This is a genomic window from Arthrobacter sp. 05T423, assembly GCF_056396245.1.
Map to the genome: position 1 here is coordinate 46,750 of NZ_JBFTLC010000030.1, position 15,235 is coordinate 61,984.

16 protein-coding genes are annotated in these 15,235 nt (G+C 65.0%); 9 read left to right on the forward strand and 7 right to left on the reverse strand.

What is annotated here, in order from left to right; translation table 11 throughout:
* Positions 1–33 precede the first annotated feature (33 nt).
* The 4 genes from AC1DFE_RS18860 to AC1DFE_RS18875 are packed head-to-tail and all read left to right on the forward strand — an operon-like array spanning position 34 to position 4,217.
* A complete protein-coding gene (locus AC1DFE_RS18860) occupies positions 34–1,857 on the forward strand; it encodes a type IV secretory system conjugative DNA transfer family protein (RefSeq protein WP_476907392.1) in 1,824 nt (607 codons plus the stop codon).
* Positions 1,854–2,552 carry a DUF4913 domain-containing protein gene (locus AC1DFE_RS18865; RefSeq protein ID WP_476907393.1) on the forward strand — a complete coding sequence of 233 codons (699 nt, stop codon included), beginning with the start codon at positions 1,854–1,856 and terminating at the stop codon, positions 2,550–2,552. Before AC1DFE_RS18860 ends, AC1DFE_RS18865 begins: the two co-directional genes overlap by 4 nt.
* Positions 2,545–3,633, forward strand: a complete 1,089-nt coding sequence (locus tag AC1DFE_RS18870; protein ID WP_476907394.1) for a peptidoglycan DD-metalloendopeptidase family protein — start codon at positions 2,545–2,547, stop codon at positions 3,631–3,633. Before AC1DFE_RS18865 ends, AC1DFE_RS18870 begins: the two co-directional genes overlap by 8 nt.
* A complete protein-coding gene (locus tag AC1DFE_RS18875) occupies positions 3,630–4,217 on the forward strand; it encodes a hypothetical protein (RefSeq protein WP_476907395.1) in 588 nt (195 codons plus the stop codon). The genes AC1DFE_RS18870 and AC1DFE_RS18875 overlap by 4 nt, the downstream gene beginning before the upstream one ends.
* Positions 4,218–4,337: 120 nt before the next feature.
* Here the strand turns inward: AC1DFE_RS18875 and AC1DFE_RS18880 are convergent, their stop codons facing one another.
* The 3 genes from AC1DFE_RS18880 to AC1DFE_RS18890 all read right to left on the reverse strand — a co-directional run bounded on the left by AC1DFE_RS18880 (position 4,338) and on the right by AC1DFE_RS18890 (position 7,374).
* Positions 4,338–5,501: a hypothetical protein gene (locus AC1DFE_RS18880; protein WP_476907396.1), complete on the reverse strand. Its 1,164-nt coding sequence runs from the start codon at positions 5,499–5,501 to the stop codon at positions 4,338–4,340.
* Between the two features lie 279 nt (positions 5,502–5,780).
* Positions 5,781–6,074, reverse strand: coding sequence for a helix-turn-helix domain-containing protein (locus AC1DFE_RS18885; RefSeq protein WP_476907397.1), 294 nt, complete (start codon positions 6,072–6,074; stop codon positions 5,781–5,783).
* A 604-nt stretch (positions 6,075–6,678) separates the two neighbouring features.
* A complete protein-coding gene (locus tag AC1DFE_RS18890; protein ID WP_476907398.1) occupies positions 6,679–7,374 on the reverse strand; it encodes a DUF695 domain-containing protein in 696 nt (231 codons plus the stop codon).
* A 674-nt stretch (positions 7,375–8,048) separates the two neighbouring features.
* Between AC1DFE_RS18890 and AC1DFE_RS18895 the strand changes: the two genes are divergently transcribed.
* Both AC1DFE_RS18895 and AC1DFE_RS18900 read left to right on the forward strand, forming a co-directional pair.
* Positions 8,049–9,215, forward strand: coding sequence for a serine hydrolase (locus tag AC1DFE_RS18895; RefSeq protein ID WP_476907399.1), 1,167 nt, complete (start codon positions 8,049–8,051; stop codon positions 9,213–9,215).
* 436 nt (positions 9,216–9,651) lie between these two features.
* Positions 9,652–9,855, forward strand: coding sequence for a cold-shock protein (locus AC1DFE_RS18900; protein ID WP_476907400.1), 204 nt, complete (start codon positions 9,652–9,654; stop codon positions 9,853–9,855).
* A 59-nt stretch (positions 9,856–9,914) separates the two neighbouring features.
* On the opposite strand, the gene AC1DFE_RS18905 is transcribed toward AC1DFE_RS18900, so the two are convergent.
* Positions 9,915–10,667 carry a hypothetical protein gene (locus AC1DFE_RS18905; RefSeq protein WP_476907401.1) on the reverse strand — a complete coding sequence of 251 codons (753 nt, stop codon included), beginning with the start codon at positions 10,665–10,667 and terminating at the stop codon, positions 9,915–9,917.
* Positions 10,668–11,552: 885 nt separating this feature from the next.
* On the opposite strand from AC1DFE_RS18905, the gene AC1DFE_RS18910 reads away from it, so the two are divergent.
* The 3 genes from AC1DFE_RS18910 to AC1DFE_RS18920 all read left to right on the forward strand — a co-directional run bounded on the left by AC1DFE_RS18910 (position 11,553) and on the right by AC1DFE_RS18920 (position 13,092).
* Entirely contained in the window at positions 11,553–12,335 is a 783-nt protein-coding gene (locus AC1DFE_RS18910; RefSeq protein ID WP_476907402.1) for a glycoside hydrolase family 16 protein, read from the forward strand.
* 107 nt (positions 12,336–12,442) lie between these two features.
* Complete coding sequence (locus AC1DFE_RS18915; RefSeq protein ID WP_476907403.1) at positions 12,443–12,808, forward strand: hypothetical protein; 366 nt, start codon at positions 12,443–12,445, stop codon at positions 12,806–12,808.
* A 155-nt stretch (positions 12,809–12,963) separates the two neighbouring features.
* A complete protein-coding gene (locus tag AC1DFE_RS18920) occupies positions 12,964–13,092 on the forward strand; it encodes a hypothetical protein (RefSeq protein WP_476907404.1) in 129 nt (42 codons plus the stop codon).
* Between the two features lie 408 nt (positions 13,093–13,500).
* Here AC1DFE_RS18920 and AC1DFE_RS18925 read toward each other — a convergent pair whose 3' ends face one another.
* The 3 genes from AC1DFE_RS18925 to AC1DFE_RS18935 form a co-directional block, all read right to left on the reverse strand.
* The gene (locus tag AC1DFE_RS18925; RefSeq protein ID WP_476907405.1) at positions 13,501–13,650 is read right to left on the reverse strand and encodes a hypothetical protein; all 150 of its coding nucleotides are present in this window, start codon (positions 13,648–13,650) and stop codon (positions 13,501–13,503) included.
* 372 nt (positions 13,651–14,022) lie between these two features.
* Entirely contained in the window at positions 14,023–14,253 is a 231-nt protein-coding gene (locus AC1DFE_RS18930; RefSeq protein ID WP_476907406.1) for a hypothetical protein, read from the reverse strand.
* A gap of 238 nt (positions 14,254–14,491) precedes the next feature.
* Positions 14,492–14,956, reverse strand: coding sequence for a SipW-dependent-type signal peptide-containing protein (locus AC1DFE_RS18935; RefSeq protein ID WP_476907407.1), 465 nt, complete (start codon positions 14,954–14,956; stop codon positions 14,492–14,494).
* Positions 14,957–15,235: the final 279 nt, after the last annotated feature.

Genomic DNA, 15,235 nt, shown 5'->3' on the forward strand with positions numbered 1-15,235 from the left:
CAAGTCGCCTAACCAAAAGGGGGAACAAGACCAATGAGCGGGAACATCACCGTCGACAAGCACAACCCGTCCGGCTCCACCGTCAAACGGACCGAACGCGAACTCGCCGTCCTCGCGGTCCTGGCCGCCTTCCTGTGGCACGTCGCCCTGGTCTGGACCACCGGATTGGCCTTCGCGGACTGGCCGGCGACCTGGAAAGCCCTGCTCGACTCCGTCATAGCCCTGATCGCACCGTCGAAGACAGCCTCACCGGTCGCGGTGAACGGTCACCCCGGCGATGAGTGGGGCTGGCCCGTCACCGTCTGGGCCAGCCTGGTCGTGCTGCTGGTCGCTGCCTATGTTGGTGCGTTGTTCGGGGTGAAGGCGCTGCGGGCCCGGTACCGGAAGGCCCGGACGGGGGAGAAGGGCATGAGCACCGCCAAGGGCATCAGGACCCGCATCGAAGGCGCCGATGCGTCCTCGCTCGCCCCGGCCGTGTACGTCCTGGACGGGCACGAGATCGCCATCCGCCTCGAAGACACCGCCTGCACCGTCGCCCCGCCCAAGTGGGGAAAGACCACCTACATGGTCGCCGGGATGGTCGCCGACGCGTCCGGCGCGGTCATCACCACCTCCACACGCCCGGACGTGCTGCGCCTGACCGCCGGGGTGCGCAAAGACGCGGGCAAGGTCTACGTCGCCGACTTCGACGGGCTCAGCCAGTACCCGGACAAGCTCCGCTGGGACATGGTCGCCGGCTGCCAGGACCCGCAGATCGCCTCCGAACGGGCCTCGGCCATGGTCAACGCCATGCCCCGCACCGGCGCCCCGTCCTCGGCCGACCGGTACTTCGACTCCGGCTGCGTGATGATCCTCGAGGCCCTGTTGCACGCCGCCGCGCTCAAGACCGGGGGCTCGATGCGGGACGTGCTGCGCTGGTCCCAGAACTTCTCGGAGCACGAACCGGCGAACATCCTCCGGCAACAGTCCCCGACGGTGAAGACCTGGGCGGGGAACCTCGATGAGTGGTGCCGGCAAAACAACCCGGACACGATCGGCAACACCAAAACCACCCTGGGCAAGATCACCGGGCCGATGAAGAACGAGAACGTCCTGTCGATGCTGTGTCCCACGGACGATGACCCCGGCATCAACGTGGACACCTTCACGGACGAGGCGAACACGCTGTACTGCCTGACCCGGGTGTCGATGAACGCCTCCACCGCCCCGATCGTCACCGCCCTGGTCGAATCCCTTGTGCAGGCGGGGATCCGCAGATCCGGTGCAATGGCCTCGGGGAAACTGGACGTCCCCGTCTCCGTGATCCTGGACGAGGCGGCGAACACCTGCGCCCTGCCGTCCCTGCCCTCGCTCATGTCCGAAGGTGGCGGGAACGGCATCCACACCTCCGTGTTCGTCCAGACCTACTCCCAGCTGGTGAACCGGTGGGGCGAGGAAGGCGCGGAAACGATCTTCGATTCCGCGGCCGCCAAGACGATCTTCGGCGGGATCTCGGACGTGAATTTCCTGACCAAGATTTCGGACCTGATCGGCCGGCACTGGGTCGAACACACCTCCACCTCATCCTCGACCGGCAAGGACGGCGTGGCCTCGGTGAACATCTCCAAGTCCAAACAGCTCGATCAGAAGATGCGGGTCGATGAGATCCGCAAGCTCCCCCAGGGCCGGGTCCTGCTGATGTACCGCGAAATCGAGGCCGTCGTCAACGTCGTGCCCTGGTGGGAACGGCCCGACAGCGAAAAGTTCAGGGCCTCCCGCGCCTGGTGCCTGAAACAGGAAGGCATCACCGCCGAGAACGCCGCCCAGGCCGCCGACAACGAAACCGCCGCCGAAGCAACCCTGCAGGCCACCTCATGAACCACGAACCGCCGCCCGAAGAAGACCCCATGCCCGACGACGCCTGGCTCCCGCCCGAGGACGCGGCACCATCCATCCCCGCCCGGGCACCTGAACCTGCCGGTACGCCTCCGTCTGGCGGGGTACCGGGGGTTGAGGTTATTCCGGAGCTTCTGGAGCGGATGGGTGCCGTTGAGGAACTCGCCGCCGGGCTGTTCGAAGAGATCTCCAGCGCCCCGGCCGGCGGGCCGTGGTACTGGGCGGACCTGACCGGCGAGCAGGCCAGGGACCTGTGGACCGAGCTGGACGGGTTTGTGGTCTGGCTGCAGAACAGGATCCTGCGGCACTCCTCCAACTCCGCCGGGTGGATCCCCGCGTGCTGGTACCGCCACCCCGACGCCGTCGAACTGCTGACCGCGCTGATGGTCGCGCACAAGGCCGCCTACCGGTCCAAGAACACCAAACCCGGCTTCGAACTCACCGAATGGTTCAGCCGCGCACTCTGGCCGACCATGGACTCCCTGTCCCAGCGGATGACCTTCAAAAACTGCATGGAAGGCCAGGAACACTTCGACGCCACCAGCCCCGGCCTGCAACTCACCCCCGCCAGCGACGACTTCACCGCCTTCCTCAACCACGAAACCAAGGCACGAGAAATAGCTGGGCAGGAAACAGCCGGCGCTGCAGCCGGCACAGGGGAACGTGCGCATGCGTAAAGCCGGGCTGTTGCTTCTGGTTCCGGCGCTTCCGATCCTCATCGTGGCGTGCCTGCTGCTGGTCGCCGTTCTCTCCGTCGGCGGCGGAACTGCCCCGGCACAGGCGGCCTGCACCAGTGTCAACGGCAAGGCCTTCAATCAGGAGGAGATCCCCAACGGCTGGGGCGGGGCGGTGGCCGCGGCGGCGAAGACCGCCGGTGTGCCGGCCGCCGTGCTCGCCGCGCAGCTGGAAGCCGAAAGCGGCTGGAACCCGAACGCCACGTCCGGCGCGGGCGCAGCAGGGCTGGCCCAATTCATGCCCGGCACCTGGGCATCGTACGGCGAAGGCGGCGACATCCTGAACCCCACCCATGCCATCGCCGCCCAGGGCCGCTACATGGCCGCCCTCATCAAACAGCTGCTCCCGGTGGCCAGGAGCAGCGGGCAGGACATCGTCCGTCTGGCCCTTGCCGGGTACAACGCCGGTCCCGGCGCCGTGGAAGCGGCGAAAGGGATCCCGGCGTTCGCCGAGACCCGCGATTACGTGGACAAGATCATGCGCACCGCCCAGGAGAAGTACGGCGAATCCTGCCCGGCCAGCGGCGACGTCGAGATCGGGGCGCTGACCGGCAAATGGTCCAAGCCGCTGCCCGGCTCAACGTTCATCTCCGGGTACGGGCCACGCCCCACACCCGCGGGGACGTTGAACATTGGCGGGAACTTCCACTACGGGATCGACTTCGCCACACCGGGATCGGCCGGGACGGTCGTGGCCGTGATGGACATGAAGATCGTTATCGCCCACGAGCTGCAGTCCAGCAGCGGCACCTGGGTGGCCGGGGTGAGCCTGGACGGCAAACTCACCGCCACCTACTCCCACATGGAAGCCGGATCCCTGCGCGTGAAGGAAGGCGACACGGTCTCCGCCGGCACCCCGCTCGGCACCGAAGGAGCCACTGGGAACGTCACCGGCCGGCACCTGCACTTCGAAATGTACCAAGGCGCACCGAAAGACCCCCGCCTCGGCGCCGTCGATCCCAAACTCGGCGAAGTGAAACCCATTGACCCGACACCCATCCTGAAAGGCAAAGGCGTTCTATGAGGCTCACCAAGACCTTCGCCGCTGTTGCTCTTGCTTCCATGCTGCCGTTGTCGGGCTGCGGGCAGGGCACGACCGACGGACAACCTGCCCCAACCCCGTCCGTGAGCGCGACACCGAAGCCGGTGCCGTTCGACGCGACCGTGAAGCATCTGCTCGAGGTCGATCGCGCCAACCCGGACAAGGCCGCTACCGCGTTCGCCGCACTGATCACGAGCTGGGACGTCGCGAACGACCGGACGGAGACGGCGGCCGCGGTCCGCGCCCGTCCGCTGATGACTCCGGCGCTGGCGGCCCGCACCGTGGAGCCGCAACGCAACGCCTCCCAGGCGCTGTGGCTGGAACTCGCACCTTTGGGGGCCTTCTCCGAACCTTCTATTGGGCCCGGCGTACCAGTTGACGGGGACGAAGGAACCGACACCGAAACGACCGCCTACCGGAACTTCACCGCCACTTGGACCTGGCGCGACGCCGACGGCAAACACCTGAAGACCGATCAGCGGAAGCGGAACATCTTCCTGGTCCTGACCCGGAGCAACGGGGCATGGTCCGTGGCCGACTACGTCACCGAAGACCTCCCCGCCTAAAACGAGGCGGCCTCAACACGGGGCTGCCCATAGTCCTGGAGGGCCGGCAACCATCCCACCTTCTTGCCGGTCCTCCGCTGCCCTCCCGCAGTTGGGGGAGGGGAGAGGCCATCGCCCGGGCTATCGCTGATACCCGGGACGATGGCTTCTTTGCTGGCCCGGTCCTTCGGCGGCGGCGATGCTGTCCGCGTCGGCCGCGCGCTGTTGGCGCAGCTGCTCCAGGGCGGCCTTGACCTTTCCCGCCCCCTGCGGCTGCATGATCGCCTCAGCTGCCCGGGTGATGGCGTCCTCGGTGCGCGGCCGCGGCTGCCCCTGCGGTTGCCGGGACTGCCTCAGGTAGACGTTGGCCGCGGCCACCAGCCGGCGGGGTTCGTTGGTGGCCACGGCCAGTGTCACTTCCTGCTCAACATTCTTCCCGGCGCCCGCCGCGATGCGCCGGATCCGGCCCAGCGCTTCGCTTTCGGTCCCGTCGAACACTAGACTTGAGGGCGAAGCAACAGCGGGCCCTCTGCCCCGGTCACGGCCGGATTCATGGGAGACAGTCTGCTGGACCCCCGGACTTGGCTGAGGCAGATGGGGGTTGCTTCTTTTAACGGACACATCCGCGCCGTCCACGTGCAGCACCGTCGAGATGCCCTGCAACGGTTCGAACCACTGCCCGTCCCCGACGGCGAGGTTCCGCCTAAAAGCCCACACACTCAGGTCGGCCGCCCACAACAGGGGCTCCTTGCCCGGCGAGGTGTGGTGAACGTGCACGGCACGGTCGATGCTGCCCGCGGACCGCAGCTGCCTGATCACCCGGGCGTCGTCGGCGTCCCCGCCCGGATGCACCTTGGCGTTCCGGGACTCGACCACCAGGAGCCGTACCGCGTTCTCGCCCGCACCCCGGGTGAGTTCCTTCGTCAGGGCGCCCAGGCATTCCTGCCGCGCGGTTTTCATGCCGGGATCGTCCCGCCGGATCTGGGTCTGGACGGTGACGATGTTGAAGTCAGCGGCCCCGGCAACGTAATCAATCATTTCCTTAATGACCCGCTTACCGGCCGGCGTGCGGTAGGCATCGGTCGTGTGCCAGTACCGGCTGCCCGGAATGTCCATCAGCACATCACGCACCAGCGCACCCTGGTCACGGCCAACGATGACGGCCGACATCGAATAAAAGGGCCGCTCATCCGAATACAGCGGCTCCCGGTAAGACTCATCAATGAACGCCACCGGCCCCGTCGTCGTCCGGTACAACTCCGCCAACGGCCTGTCCGTAAGGCCGAAACCATGCATTCCCCCCACGGGCCCTGCCTTTTCTCATCGGAAGCCTCAAGCCTATCGGGGCGTCAGGGGGCAGGGTCCACACGGCCGGCCTGAGCCAGACGCCGCGTTCGTTCTGGCAAGATCGGCACTCCCGCCGACCACCCACGGTGCTCATGTCGATGACCACCACGCCCCAGGCGTCATGGTCCAAGGTGTCTGCGACGACGCGGCACCGAAGTTGGCGTATTCACCGCCGGAGGCCAGGACGGCACCAGCATCCAGCACAGGTCCATTCCTGTGTATCTGCATGTGCCACCCTCACACCTGCTCGGCCTCTTCGCTCTGGGGCTGGTCCTCAATTACTTCCGGCGCCTGGCCCCTCCTGAGGGTGTTCCGGTTTTCCCAGACCCAGTCCTTGACCTGATCTCTGGAGACCAACCATGTCTTCTCGACTTGGTAAGCAGGAATCACTCCGGTTTGGAGCCAGCGGTACACGGTGTTCCGGGAGAGCCCGAAGATTTCTTCGAGGTGCTGAGGCGTCAGACGCTCGGGGTACTTGGCGAAGAGAGCTTCAAGGTACTTGGGGTCCACGCTCAGTCCGTCCCACCGCATGAAACCATCTCAGACCACAAATTGGTACTTAGCTGTACCGAGAGAGATCCAGAGTTCTTAATGCTGTTGTTCGGGGTCATCTTCACCCTTTCGTGTCCGATGGTACCGATACGATCTTTGCGGACATTCCCAAGGGATGTGAAATGCCGGGCCTAAGAATCGCTCAGTTGTGAAATTCTTGGGGCACTCAAACGGATGGAACGTTCAACCCCCAGTCCAAGGGGTCAGGGTTTCGTCTCGGCTTACGTCCAGCCGCTGCCATGAAGGGCGTGATAGCCAACTCTCCCGCGCGTCAGATGATGGGGCCTCTGCGGTGGGCCTGGGTGAGTATGTCAGCGCCATTCAGGACCACCAGCACGGCCTGATCCAAGACCATTGCATCCCTTGGGCGCCTGCTGAAATTTTCGACGTCTAAGATCTTGGCGACGCCATCTAGGTCGGTGACTATGTCGTCAAGGTGCTGTCCGCGTTGGAGCATGCCGCAAGGTCAAGAAGACTTTCGTCGAGAAGCTGGCTGGCTTGAACGTCGGCGCCGCAGGGACTTGGATCCAGCCTCGTCGGGGACAGCTGTGAGGCGCCGGAGGCAGGACCGAACATCCTGCGGCTAACTGAATGGGTTGATTAGAGTCCATCCGGGGTCGTGGGTGTGGGTCACTTCGGTGTGGGGCCAGTTTGCCGCGAAGCGGTCGATGGTGTCCCGGCCGTTCTGGTCTTCCGAGTCTGTGTAGCAGTGCAGGATGCGTCGGCCGTTTGATGTCTGGGTGGCGGCAAGCAGGCCGCGGGGTCCGAGGACTGCTGTCAGCTTCTCTTCGAGCCTGTGCAGGTCGATTGCTTCGTCGTAATCCGGAAGCCCGTCCGGACGGGTCTGCGGGTAGCTGACCTGGAGGGCCGTGTGCAGATCCAGCAGGGGATGGTCGATCCACCGCAGGGGGCGGAGCGCCTTGATGATCGTGCGGGGCCCGGATGGTGTTCCGGCGTCCTGCAGTGTCCAGCGGATATGCGCATGCCGGGCGGTCATCGCGTCGATGATCTCGGGAAGGGATGTCGCTGGCAGGGTGTCTGTGGCTTCGGTCTCAGTGGCGGTGACGCTACCGATCCATCGCTGGATGTTGTCTTCTCCGAGCAGCCATTCCAGCAGCAGGCAGGAGATCTGGTGCCTTTGGCCGGGGGTCAATCTGGTGAAGGCCGGGTGGTGGACGCTGATGTGCGCCCGGGCCCGTTCTTCGTCCAGGGTCGCTGAGACACGGCTCAGGCGTAGGTTGATCGGGGTTCCACCAACGTCGAAGGTGACCGCGAGCATGCCGGGTCTCTGATGTCTGGCTCCAGCGAATTCCCAGCTGGACGTGGGCGGGGGTGAAGCCCGCCGCCACCGCTCGGCCAGGACCCGCAGCCTGGGGTCCCCCCGGCCTGAAACACAGAACTGGTGCCGGGCATGCACGCCCGGTGCGGTCTCCCAGCTGAGCCCACGGCCAATCGCCTTGACCATGCTATCGATGGTGTTCGGAAGGTCTCCGTAGTCACCTGTTGTGACTGCATCATGGAGGCGCCCTGCACCCTCTGCTGACCACCACCGCCAAAACGCGGTAACGGCGTGCGTCTGATCCGTTTCGTTCCGGTGTTGCAGCATGCCCGCCATGCCCTCCTGCCAATCGCGGCCAGTAGTCAGGATCGACTCTCTGGAGGGAAATAGCGGCCTCCATCGGCCAAGTGTCCAGAGCCTGTCAGTCCCTGCCGAGAAAAAGGCTGGATTTCCGGATCATTCGAGGCCCCCTGCTCTCTTACTTCTGATCCTACTACTCAGGCTGGCAGGCCAATCCCCCCGTTTTGGTGGCTTAAGGCCACCACTTTCCAAGGTTTTCCCAAGGTTTCACGCTCACCCTGTCGCTATCCCGTGTGAAGTGACGACCAGCTGATGACATTGGGGCGGTTGCGTGTTGAGGAATTGGCAGACACGACGCATGTCCGGTTCCGGCCATGCGTGAGTCCTTGAGCCGGCCCTACGCCCGGGCACGCCAGAAACGGCCGGCACACCGAGCCTCGCGGGCAGGCCGGCACCGCACCGAGTTCCGGCGTCCACTGCTGACCATAGGCACAGCCCTCGCCATTGCGGCAACCACAACCTTCGCATCAATCAGCATCCCCCCGCCGAAGCCTCCCGACGACGGGCCGGCGCCGGCCTCGTTGGTAGCCGTTCCCTCTACGGCACCCACAGCCAAGCCTCCAGCAACACCCAGCCCGAACCAGTCCGCGCCACGGGCCGCCGTGGCGACCACCAAAGCCGTCCCGTCGGCCAGCGCCACTGCACTCCAGCGGACCACGGCGGCAAAGACGCCGGCGGTTCCGAAGGCTCCAGCCCGCAAACCCGCACCGGCCTCGAAGGTTACTCCTGTTCCAAAGCCCGTGCCGGTCCGCCCGGTTGCACAGGTTCCGGTTGCACAGGCGCCGGTTGCACCGCCCTTCGTCGCTCTCCGGAAACGGCTGAACACCATCATCGGCACGTACCCGCAGTACGGGCTGGGAGTTGCCGTGATTGATATGTCCGACGGTGTCCTCCACACCTACGGCGTGCAGGGAAAGTTCGTCGCGGCCAGCACGGGGAAGATCCTGGCGGCGGCCGCGTACTACCACTATGCCGAACGGGGCCTGTTGTCCCTCACGGCACCGATGGGCGGCCACACCGCGGCCTACCAGATCCACCAGATGATCCAGCAGAGCAACAACCAATCCTGGGCGCTGATTCTTGCCGCCATCGGTAACCAGAGAATCTACGATTACGCCGCCGCACTCGGAATTTCCTACTACAGAACCCTCAACGAGCTTTCCCCCGCTGAAACCGCAACACTGCTCTACCTCCTCTACACCGTGCGTTTGATCAGCCTTGCCCACGCGAACCAGTTGCTCTCCTACATGCAACACACGAACTACGAAACCCTGATCCCCGCCGCAGTCCCACCCACCATCACGGTCTTCCATAAGTACGGACTGCTGAATGGGTACCTGCACGACGCGTCCATCCTGGTCCAAGGCCCGCGCGCCTACGCCTTTGTCGTGTACACCCTGGGCAGCAGCACGGCGGATATCCCGGCACGAACCAGGATCATTCATCAACTCACCCAGGCAGTCGTGGAAAAGCTGTTCTAACACGGGCCGTCGATCGTGCTGTCGTGGACGCAGCGCCGCTAAATGCAACGTTATGGCCAGCCGGAAAGGGCCGGAACCGGTCGGGGATGGGGGGACCCGAGCCAGGCTTAGGAGCAGGGCCAATTAGGGGTCGACATCTTCCGGGACGCCGGGACCGGTGGTATTTCGTTGGGATGTTGATGCAGCAGAACGGGCTTAAAGACAACCATGGGTGTGGAGAAACAGTCAATGGATCAATAGGCCGGCGACGCACGGTCTACTGGTTTCCCCATCGCAGTTGGACACCCAGCCCGGCTCCGGTCGCGAATCCGTCCGTCGTCGGCGCCTTGTGCCCGCTGAAATGGAGCCGTAGTTTGGGGATCAGCGGGAGACGGCTCCCAGCGTCGCGGGTAAAAACAGCCCTCGGCAAAGGCAAGAGATACCAGGGGCAGCGGGCATGGCGACAGGGACAGTGAAGTGGTTCAATTCCGAAAAGGGCTTTGGCTTCATCGCCCCTGATGACGGGTCCAAGGACGTCTTTGCCCATTACTCCGCGATCTCTTCCGGCGGCTACCGTTCGCTGGAAGAGAACCAGAAAGTCCAATTCGAGGTAATCCAGGGCCCGAAGGGTCCGCAGGCGGAGAACATCCGTCCTCTGTAGCCGCCAGGACCGCCCGGGGGCCAGCGTCCTTTCTGACGGTCATGACTGCAGGGCCCCTGTCAGAAGCGGACGGTGACTTTCCCGATGACCAAGGTGCCCAGGGATGCGGCGGCGTCAACGTCCAGCTCGGTGTCGGTGATGACCAGGTTGTCGCCGCTGATGACCAGGACGCTGCCTTCTGCTGCGGCCTGCTCCAGCCATTCGGCATCGTCTGGCTTCATTGGGTCAAGCTGCTCGGCGTAGACGGTTTCCCCGGCGATATTCAGGGTGACGAGGTTGTCGCCCGTGATGGTCAGGCTGCAGTTGCCGGTCACCTCGGTGGCCTGGTCCAGGATGTCGGTGTAGTCCGGGCTCATGGCGAGCTGGAAGCCGTGGGAGAGCAGAATCGAAACCAGTGCGGAGGTCAGTTCCCCGGCGTGTTCGCGGAAGGCAACGACCGGGACCAGCGTGTACGCCAGCACCGGGACGATGATGCCGGGATTGCCGGCGTGGGGCTGCTGTGTGAGTACCAGCCGTGCGGCGAGAGGGGTCAGATCTGTCGGCCGCCACGGTGCCGTGCGCACGGTGAGGCCCGGTTCGCTGCACTGCCGGTGGCAGACATAGTCAACGAACGTGACGTACTCAGTCCCGTCCGGGGCCGTGCTCTCGATGATCTCGACGCTCAATGACAGGGGTTCGTCGGGCTGCAGCGGCCGGCGGCAGGCAGCGCATGCGGTGGCGATGGCTGCCGCCGTGGTCACGTAATGCGTCGTGTCCCTGCCTTTGAAGGACTCCAGACGCCCGTCCCAGGCGACATTGCGTGTGACAGACATCCAGCGATTCTATCCACCGGTCACATGCCGGGACCCGGCCCGTAATTATCACTGCTGGGCCGGCACGTTCTCCGGTCCGTTTTCTGGTTTGGCTTTATGCCGGGCGTCCTGCTGGTGCTGTTCGAGTTTTTCTTCGGCGTCCCGGCGCCTTCGGCCCACGGCACGCAGTTGTTGCGTGGACAGGATTCCGTGATTCCCCGGATGTGCCGGGTGCCCGTGATTTCCTGCACCGCTCGGGGACAGCGGCGGCGCACCCTGTAACTGGCTCTCCTTCATGTGACTCATCGTCCCACCGCCCCGGGGGGCGGAGAAGGGTCCCCGGGTCCCTGGTGTGGGTGGAGGGCCGGCGACGGCTGGGGGAGATGCCCCGGTCTCAGAGGGCACTCACGTCGCCGGCCCTGTCTCACTCCGGACGGGCACGCCCGGAAACCACACCCGTACCGGCGACCTGAGTGACCGGATGGGCCTCAACACTGCCTCCGCCCACTTTGATTTAACACCCGTCAGGGGCGTAGGGCACGTGTGCCCGGTACCTGTTTTTCGGCCGGTCCGGCCACGCGCCCGCGCAGACAGGGTGCGGAAGGCGGCCCCCGGCGGGGGCCGCGGACCACACCTTCCAAGAGTTAACTGCTACTTACCCCCTTAATTGGTGGCCTGAGGCAACATTAATTGGCGGGATCCGGGCTTTTTCCAAGGCCTGCCTGCCATGGTGTTGCATGTCCCGAAGACGTGGCACCGCGCGATCGGCCGCTTCTGGACAGGATCGCCGGACCCGGATAGCACTCCCCCTAGTTTGCCCCGGGTCCGGCGACCTCCAGCCGCTCCCACGCGCTGCGCCGGCGGCTCCGGGCTACAGGAGTCCGGGCTACAGGAGGAGGAGAGCTCATGCTGTTGATGCGAAGGTTGACCGTCCCCGCCGCGGCACTGGCCCTTGCCGTGGGAAGCCTCACCGGGAACACCGCCGGGACCGTGCCGGTCCTGCACCCGGATCTGGTGGTGACAGCGGCCACCGGCGGCGCCCAGGCAGCTGTCCTGCACGGGTGGGGCAAGGTCGTTGCCGGTGACGAGTTCTCCTACACCGGTGCGCCGAATCCGACGAAGTGGATGGTCTACAACGGTGCCGGGCACGCGAACAAAGGGATCCGTAGCCCGAAGGCGTGGAAGGTCGCCGGCGGTGTGGCAACGGTCAGCGGGAACGCCTATGGCACCACGGGCGGGATGGCCGCGAAGTTCGCCCTGCAAAAATACGGACGGTGGGAAGTCCGGATGAGAACCAGTGTCCGCGACCCGAAATACCACCCCGTGCTGCTCCTGTGGCCCAACGCCGGCACGTCCGTGAAAACCTGCCCCGAGGTCGACTACGGCGAGTCGCTCACCGACACGACCCTGATGAAGTTCAACCTGCACTACGCCTGCCCCGGACCCCACCCCTACCAGGCCCAGGCGGCACGCAAGATCGACACCACCCAGTGGCATAACTACGCCGTTCAGTGGACTCCTGCCGGGATCACCGGCTACATCGATGGCCTCCTGTGGTTCACGGACACCAACAAAGCCCACCAGCCCCCGGCCGCGATGCACCAGACCCTGCAGCTCGACTGGTTTCCGACCGGAAAACCCACCAAGGCAAGCTGGATGCAGATCGACTGGGTCCGCGTCTACAAATGACATCACCCTCAGCAGCGAGGACCCCGACCACACGGGCAATCAACTGAACCGCAAGGCCGAACAAAAACCGTAGCTGAGCACACCCGTGCAGACGAAAGGCGGATCTCATGACACTCACCGACTTCATCCCCACCACTGACGACGACCAGCGCCATACACTGCCGCCCGGAATACTGGAACCAGCCCAACCGGCCCCGGCCGCCGAACCGGGTGAACCGGGCGAGCTTCTGCAAGTGCAGCTCAAGTGCCTGATCCTCGACATCCTCGCCGACCCCAACGTCGACCCTGACACTCGCCTCTCCCTGCTCCGGTCCGTTACCAGCACCCCTGGGCACCCAGAACAGGCTCTGCTCCACCACCTTGGCCACGTCCAAGACCCCGAAGACCTCCGGCTCTACGGATGGTTGCCCTGGCCAGCAACGCCCCGAAAAGTTGCCCGCCCCATTGCTACTCCATGGTCATTCCCAGGATGATGGCCCGCCCCTGTGGTCCTGTCTCTGCGGTGACATCTGATGTGCGACAGGGCAGCGAGGGCTCGATTGGAACCAGCTCTGCCGGTCGGCGGTTTCTTGAATTGAGTGGGCGAATGATGCCCAGGAACAGGCAGCAACGAGGAGGAGTCTCTGCCATGACCCATGACCGAGGTCGGGACCTCCCCGTGCTGGACGAGGGCGTACTGCAGGACCTCAAGGACGTGCCGGGGGCCGAGGCCCCGATGTGGCAGCCGTTCAAGCAAACGCTCAAATCCGGGATGTGATCCGGGAAGGGTCCCGGCATGGTTACCTCCCACCGAAGCACGCCAATACACACACTGAAGGCATCAGCAACAGCAGAGTCCCGGCCTGCCGGCGGTCCCCGGCCCCCGCCCTTGCACCGCGACACGACCCCAGACTCGGTAGCGCTCCTGGAAGCTCATCACCCGGTGATCGGATGCCCTGGGTGAGGACGACGCGCGCGGCCAGCGGGGAAAGCTCCACAAGGGAACCTGCTCGACGGTCAGCGCCGCAAGGCAACGACCGGGACCAGCCGCGTCCGGGCGGTCCGGCTTCTCGCCGCGGTTGCACCCACGTCCATAGGAAGCGACGGCTTGACATTCTTCAGTGAATTGCCGGAGCCGCCCCGGCTCTGTTGGTCCGGGGCGGCTCCTGTCGTGCCGGCTAACCTTTTAGTGCGGCCACCAGCCGATGGTTGCGTAATTGACCGCGGTCTTTGACGTGGAGGCCCCCTGATCGTTGGGTGCCGCGTTGGCTGGAGCAGTGAACCCTGCCACCGCCAGAATGCCGGTCATAAGAAGTGTTGCGGCAAGTTTCTTCATTTCTGCCCCCTGTACCTGGATGTGCCTCATGGTGCCTACGGGCGACAGTATAGGGGCCCGAACTCAAGTTTCGAGTCCTTCCCGGGGACCGATGGCCCCGCGACAGTGGCGCTTCTCATCGAAAGCGCTACCCCCAAATCTGGTGGCATGTGTCGGGCTTCGGACACGTTGCCTCCAATCTTTTCCCAAGCTGCGGCCGTGAGAATGAAAAATTCGGCTCGTTCCGGCCACTGGTTGGCCGGCTCATGGCCCCGATACGGTGCCGCAGCTCGTGTGCACGAGATAGTGCTGAGGCAGGCCCGCCGCGTGCAGCTGCACCCGTCCCTCGCCGCGGTCTGGTACCTGGCGGCGGTGGTGAACGCTTACCTCCTACTACATGGATCCGGTGGTGCAGTTTTGCCGCGATCCGTTGCCGGTTATTCCGCGATGAGCCAGCGCCGGCTCCCTGAGCCATTTTCCGGTGGTCCGGTGCTTGAGGTTGCGCGGCCCCCGGGACGTGGAAGAGTTGCTGCGCAGCCGGATCAGGTGCTCAGGCGTTTGTGTTCCCCCGCCATGATCGCCGTTGTCGAGGAACACCGCGGTGCCCCGTGCCAGCCCGTCCATGCCCAGGTCTCAGTCGTACATCAGCTGGGCGGACCGCAGCTCTGAGGGGAGGTTGAATGATCAGCCCGTCAGCGTTCTGGCAGACCTGCCAGTCGCCGCTGGGGACGGTCTCTAGCGGCCGGCCGACGATGACCTGCAGTGCGTTGGGCGTTGTGTTGATCGGCTCGATCCTGACCACCCTGCTGCACCCGGTGGCGCGCCCCCGATCGCGTGCTCCTCCCATCGCCAAAAGTCCGGCTCAGGTGCAGGTGAGGGTTCCGGTGAGCGCGTCTTTCGCGGTCCAGGTGTTCGTTGTTCCGGGGGCCGTGTAGGAGGCGCGGATTTCGTAGGTCCAGGGTTTGTTGTCCCCGGCCAGGTACGTGCGCTGGTAGGTGTAGTCCGCGTCGGGGCTGAGTTCACCCGTGTCGCGGATCGTCCCTGCGGGGTCGGTGATCTTGATGCTGTAGGCGGTGGCCCGGTTCACCTTCCCGTACGACTTCACCGTGATCACGGCGGTGGTGAAGAAGTAATAGGTCTTGGTGCAGGAGATGACTGCGTTGGTTTGGGCTGCTGCAGGTGTTCCGATGGTTCCCGTGCTGTAGGGCGTTGCCGCGTGCGCGGTGTCGGTGAAGCGCGCGAACGCGGGCGCGGGGCCGGCGATGAGCGCCAGGAGGACCACGGTGCCGGCTACAACAACACGCCAGAGGCCGGTGCGGGACGCCACGGGGTCGCTCCTCCTGTCAGGGACGGTAAGCCAAATCGGTGTGCTCCCCAGTGTGCCGGACACGGATCAGCCTTGACGCGGCGAAAGCTCAGGATTTGCTCAAGACTGCCGCGTTCACTGTTCCGTGCCGGGCCCGGGGTGGTGGGAGTTACCGGTGCAGGGTTATTTGGTGGTTCCGGTGCGCTGGGTGCCGGTGAAGTCGAAGCCGATGGTGGAGGACAGGCCCTGGAAGGTGTTCGGCGCGCTGGACGGGAACGAGGTGGTGACCTTCAGGTTATC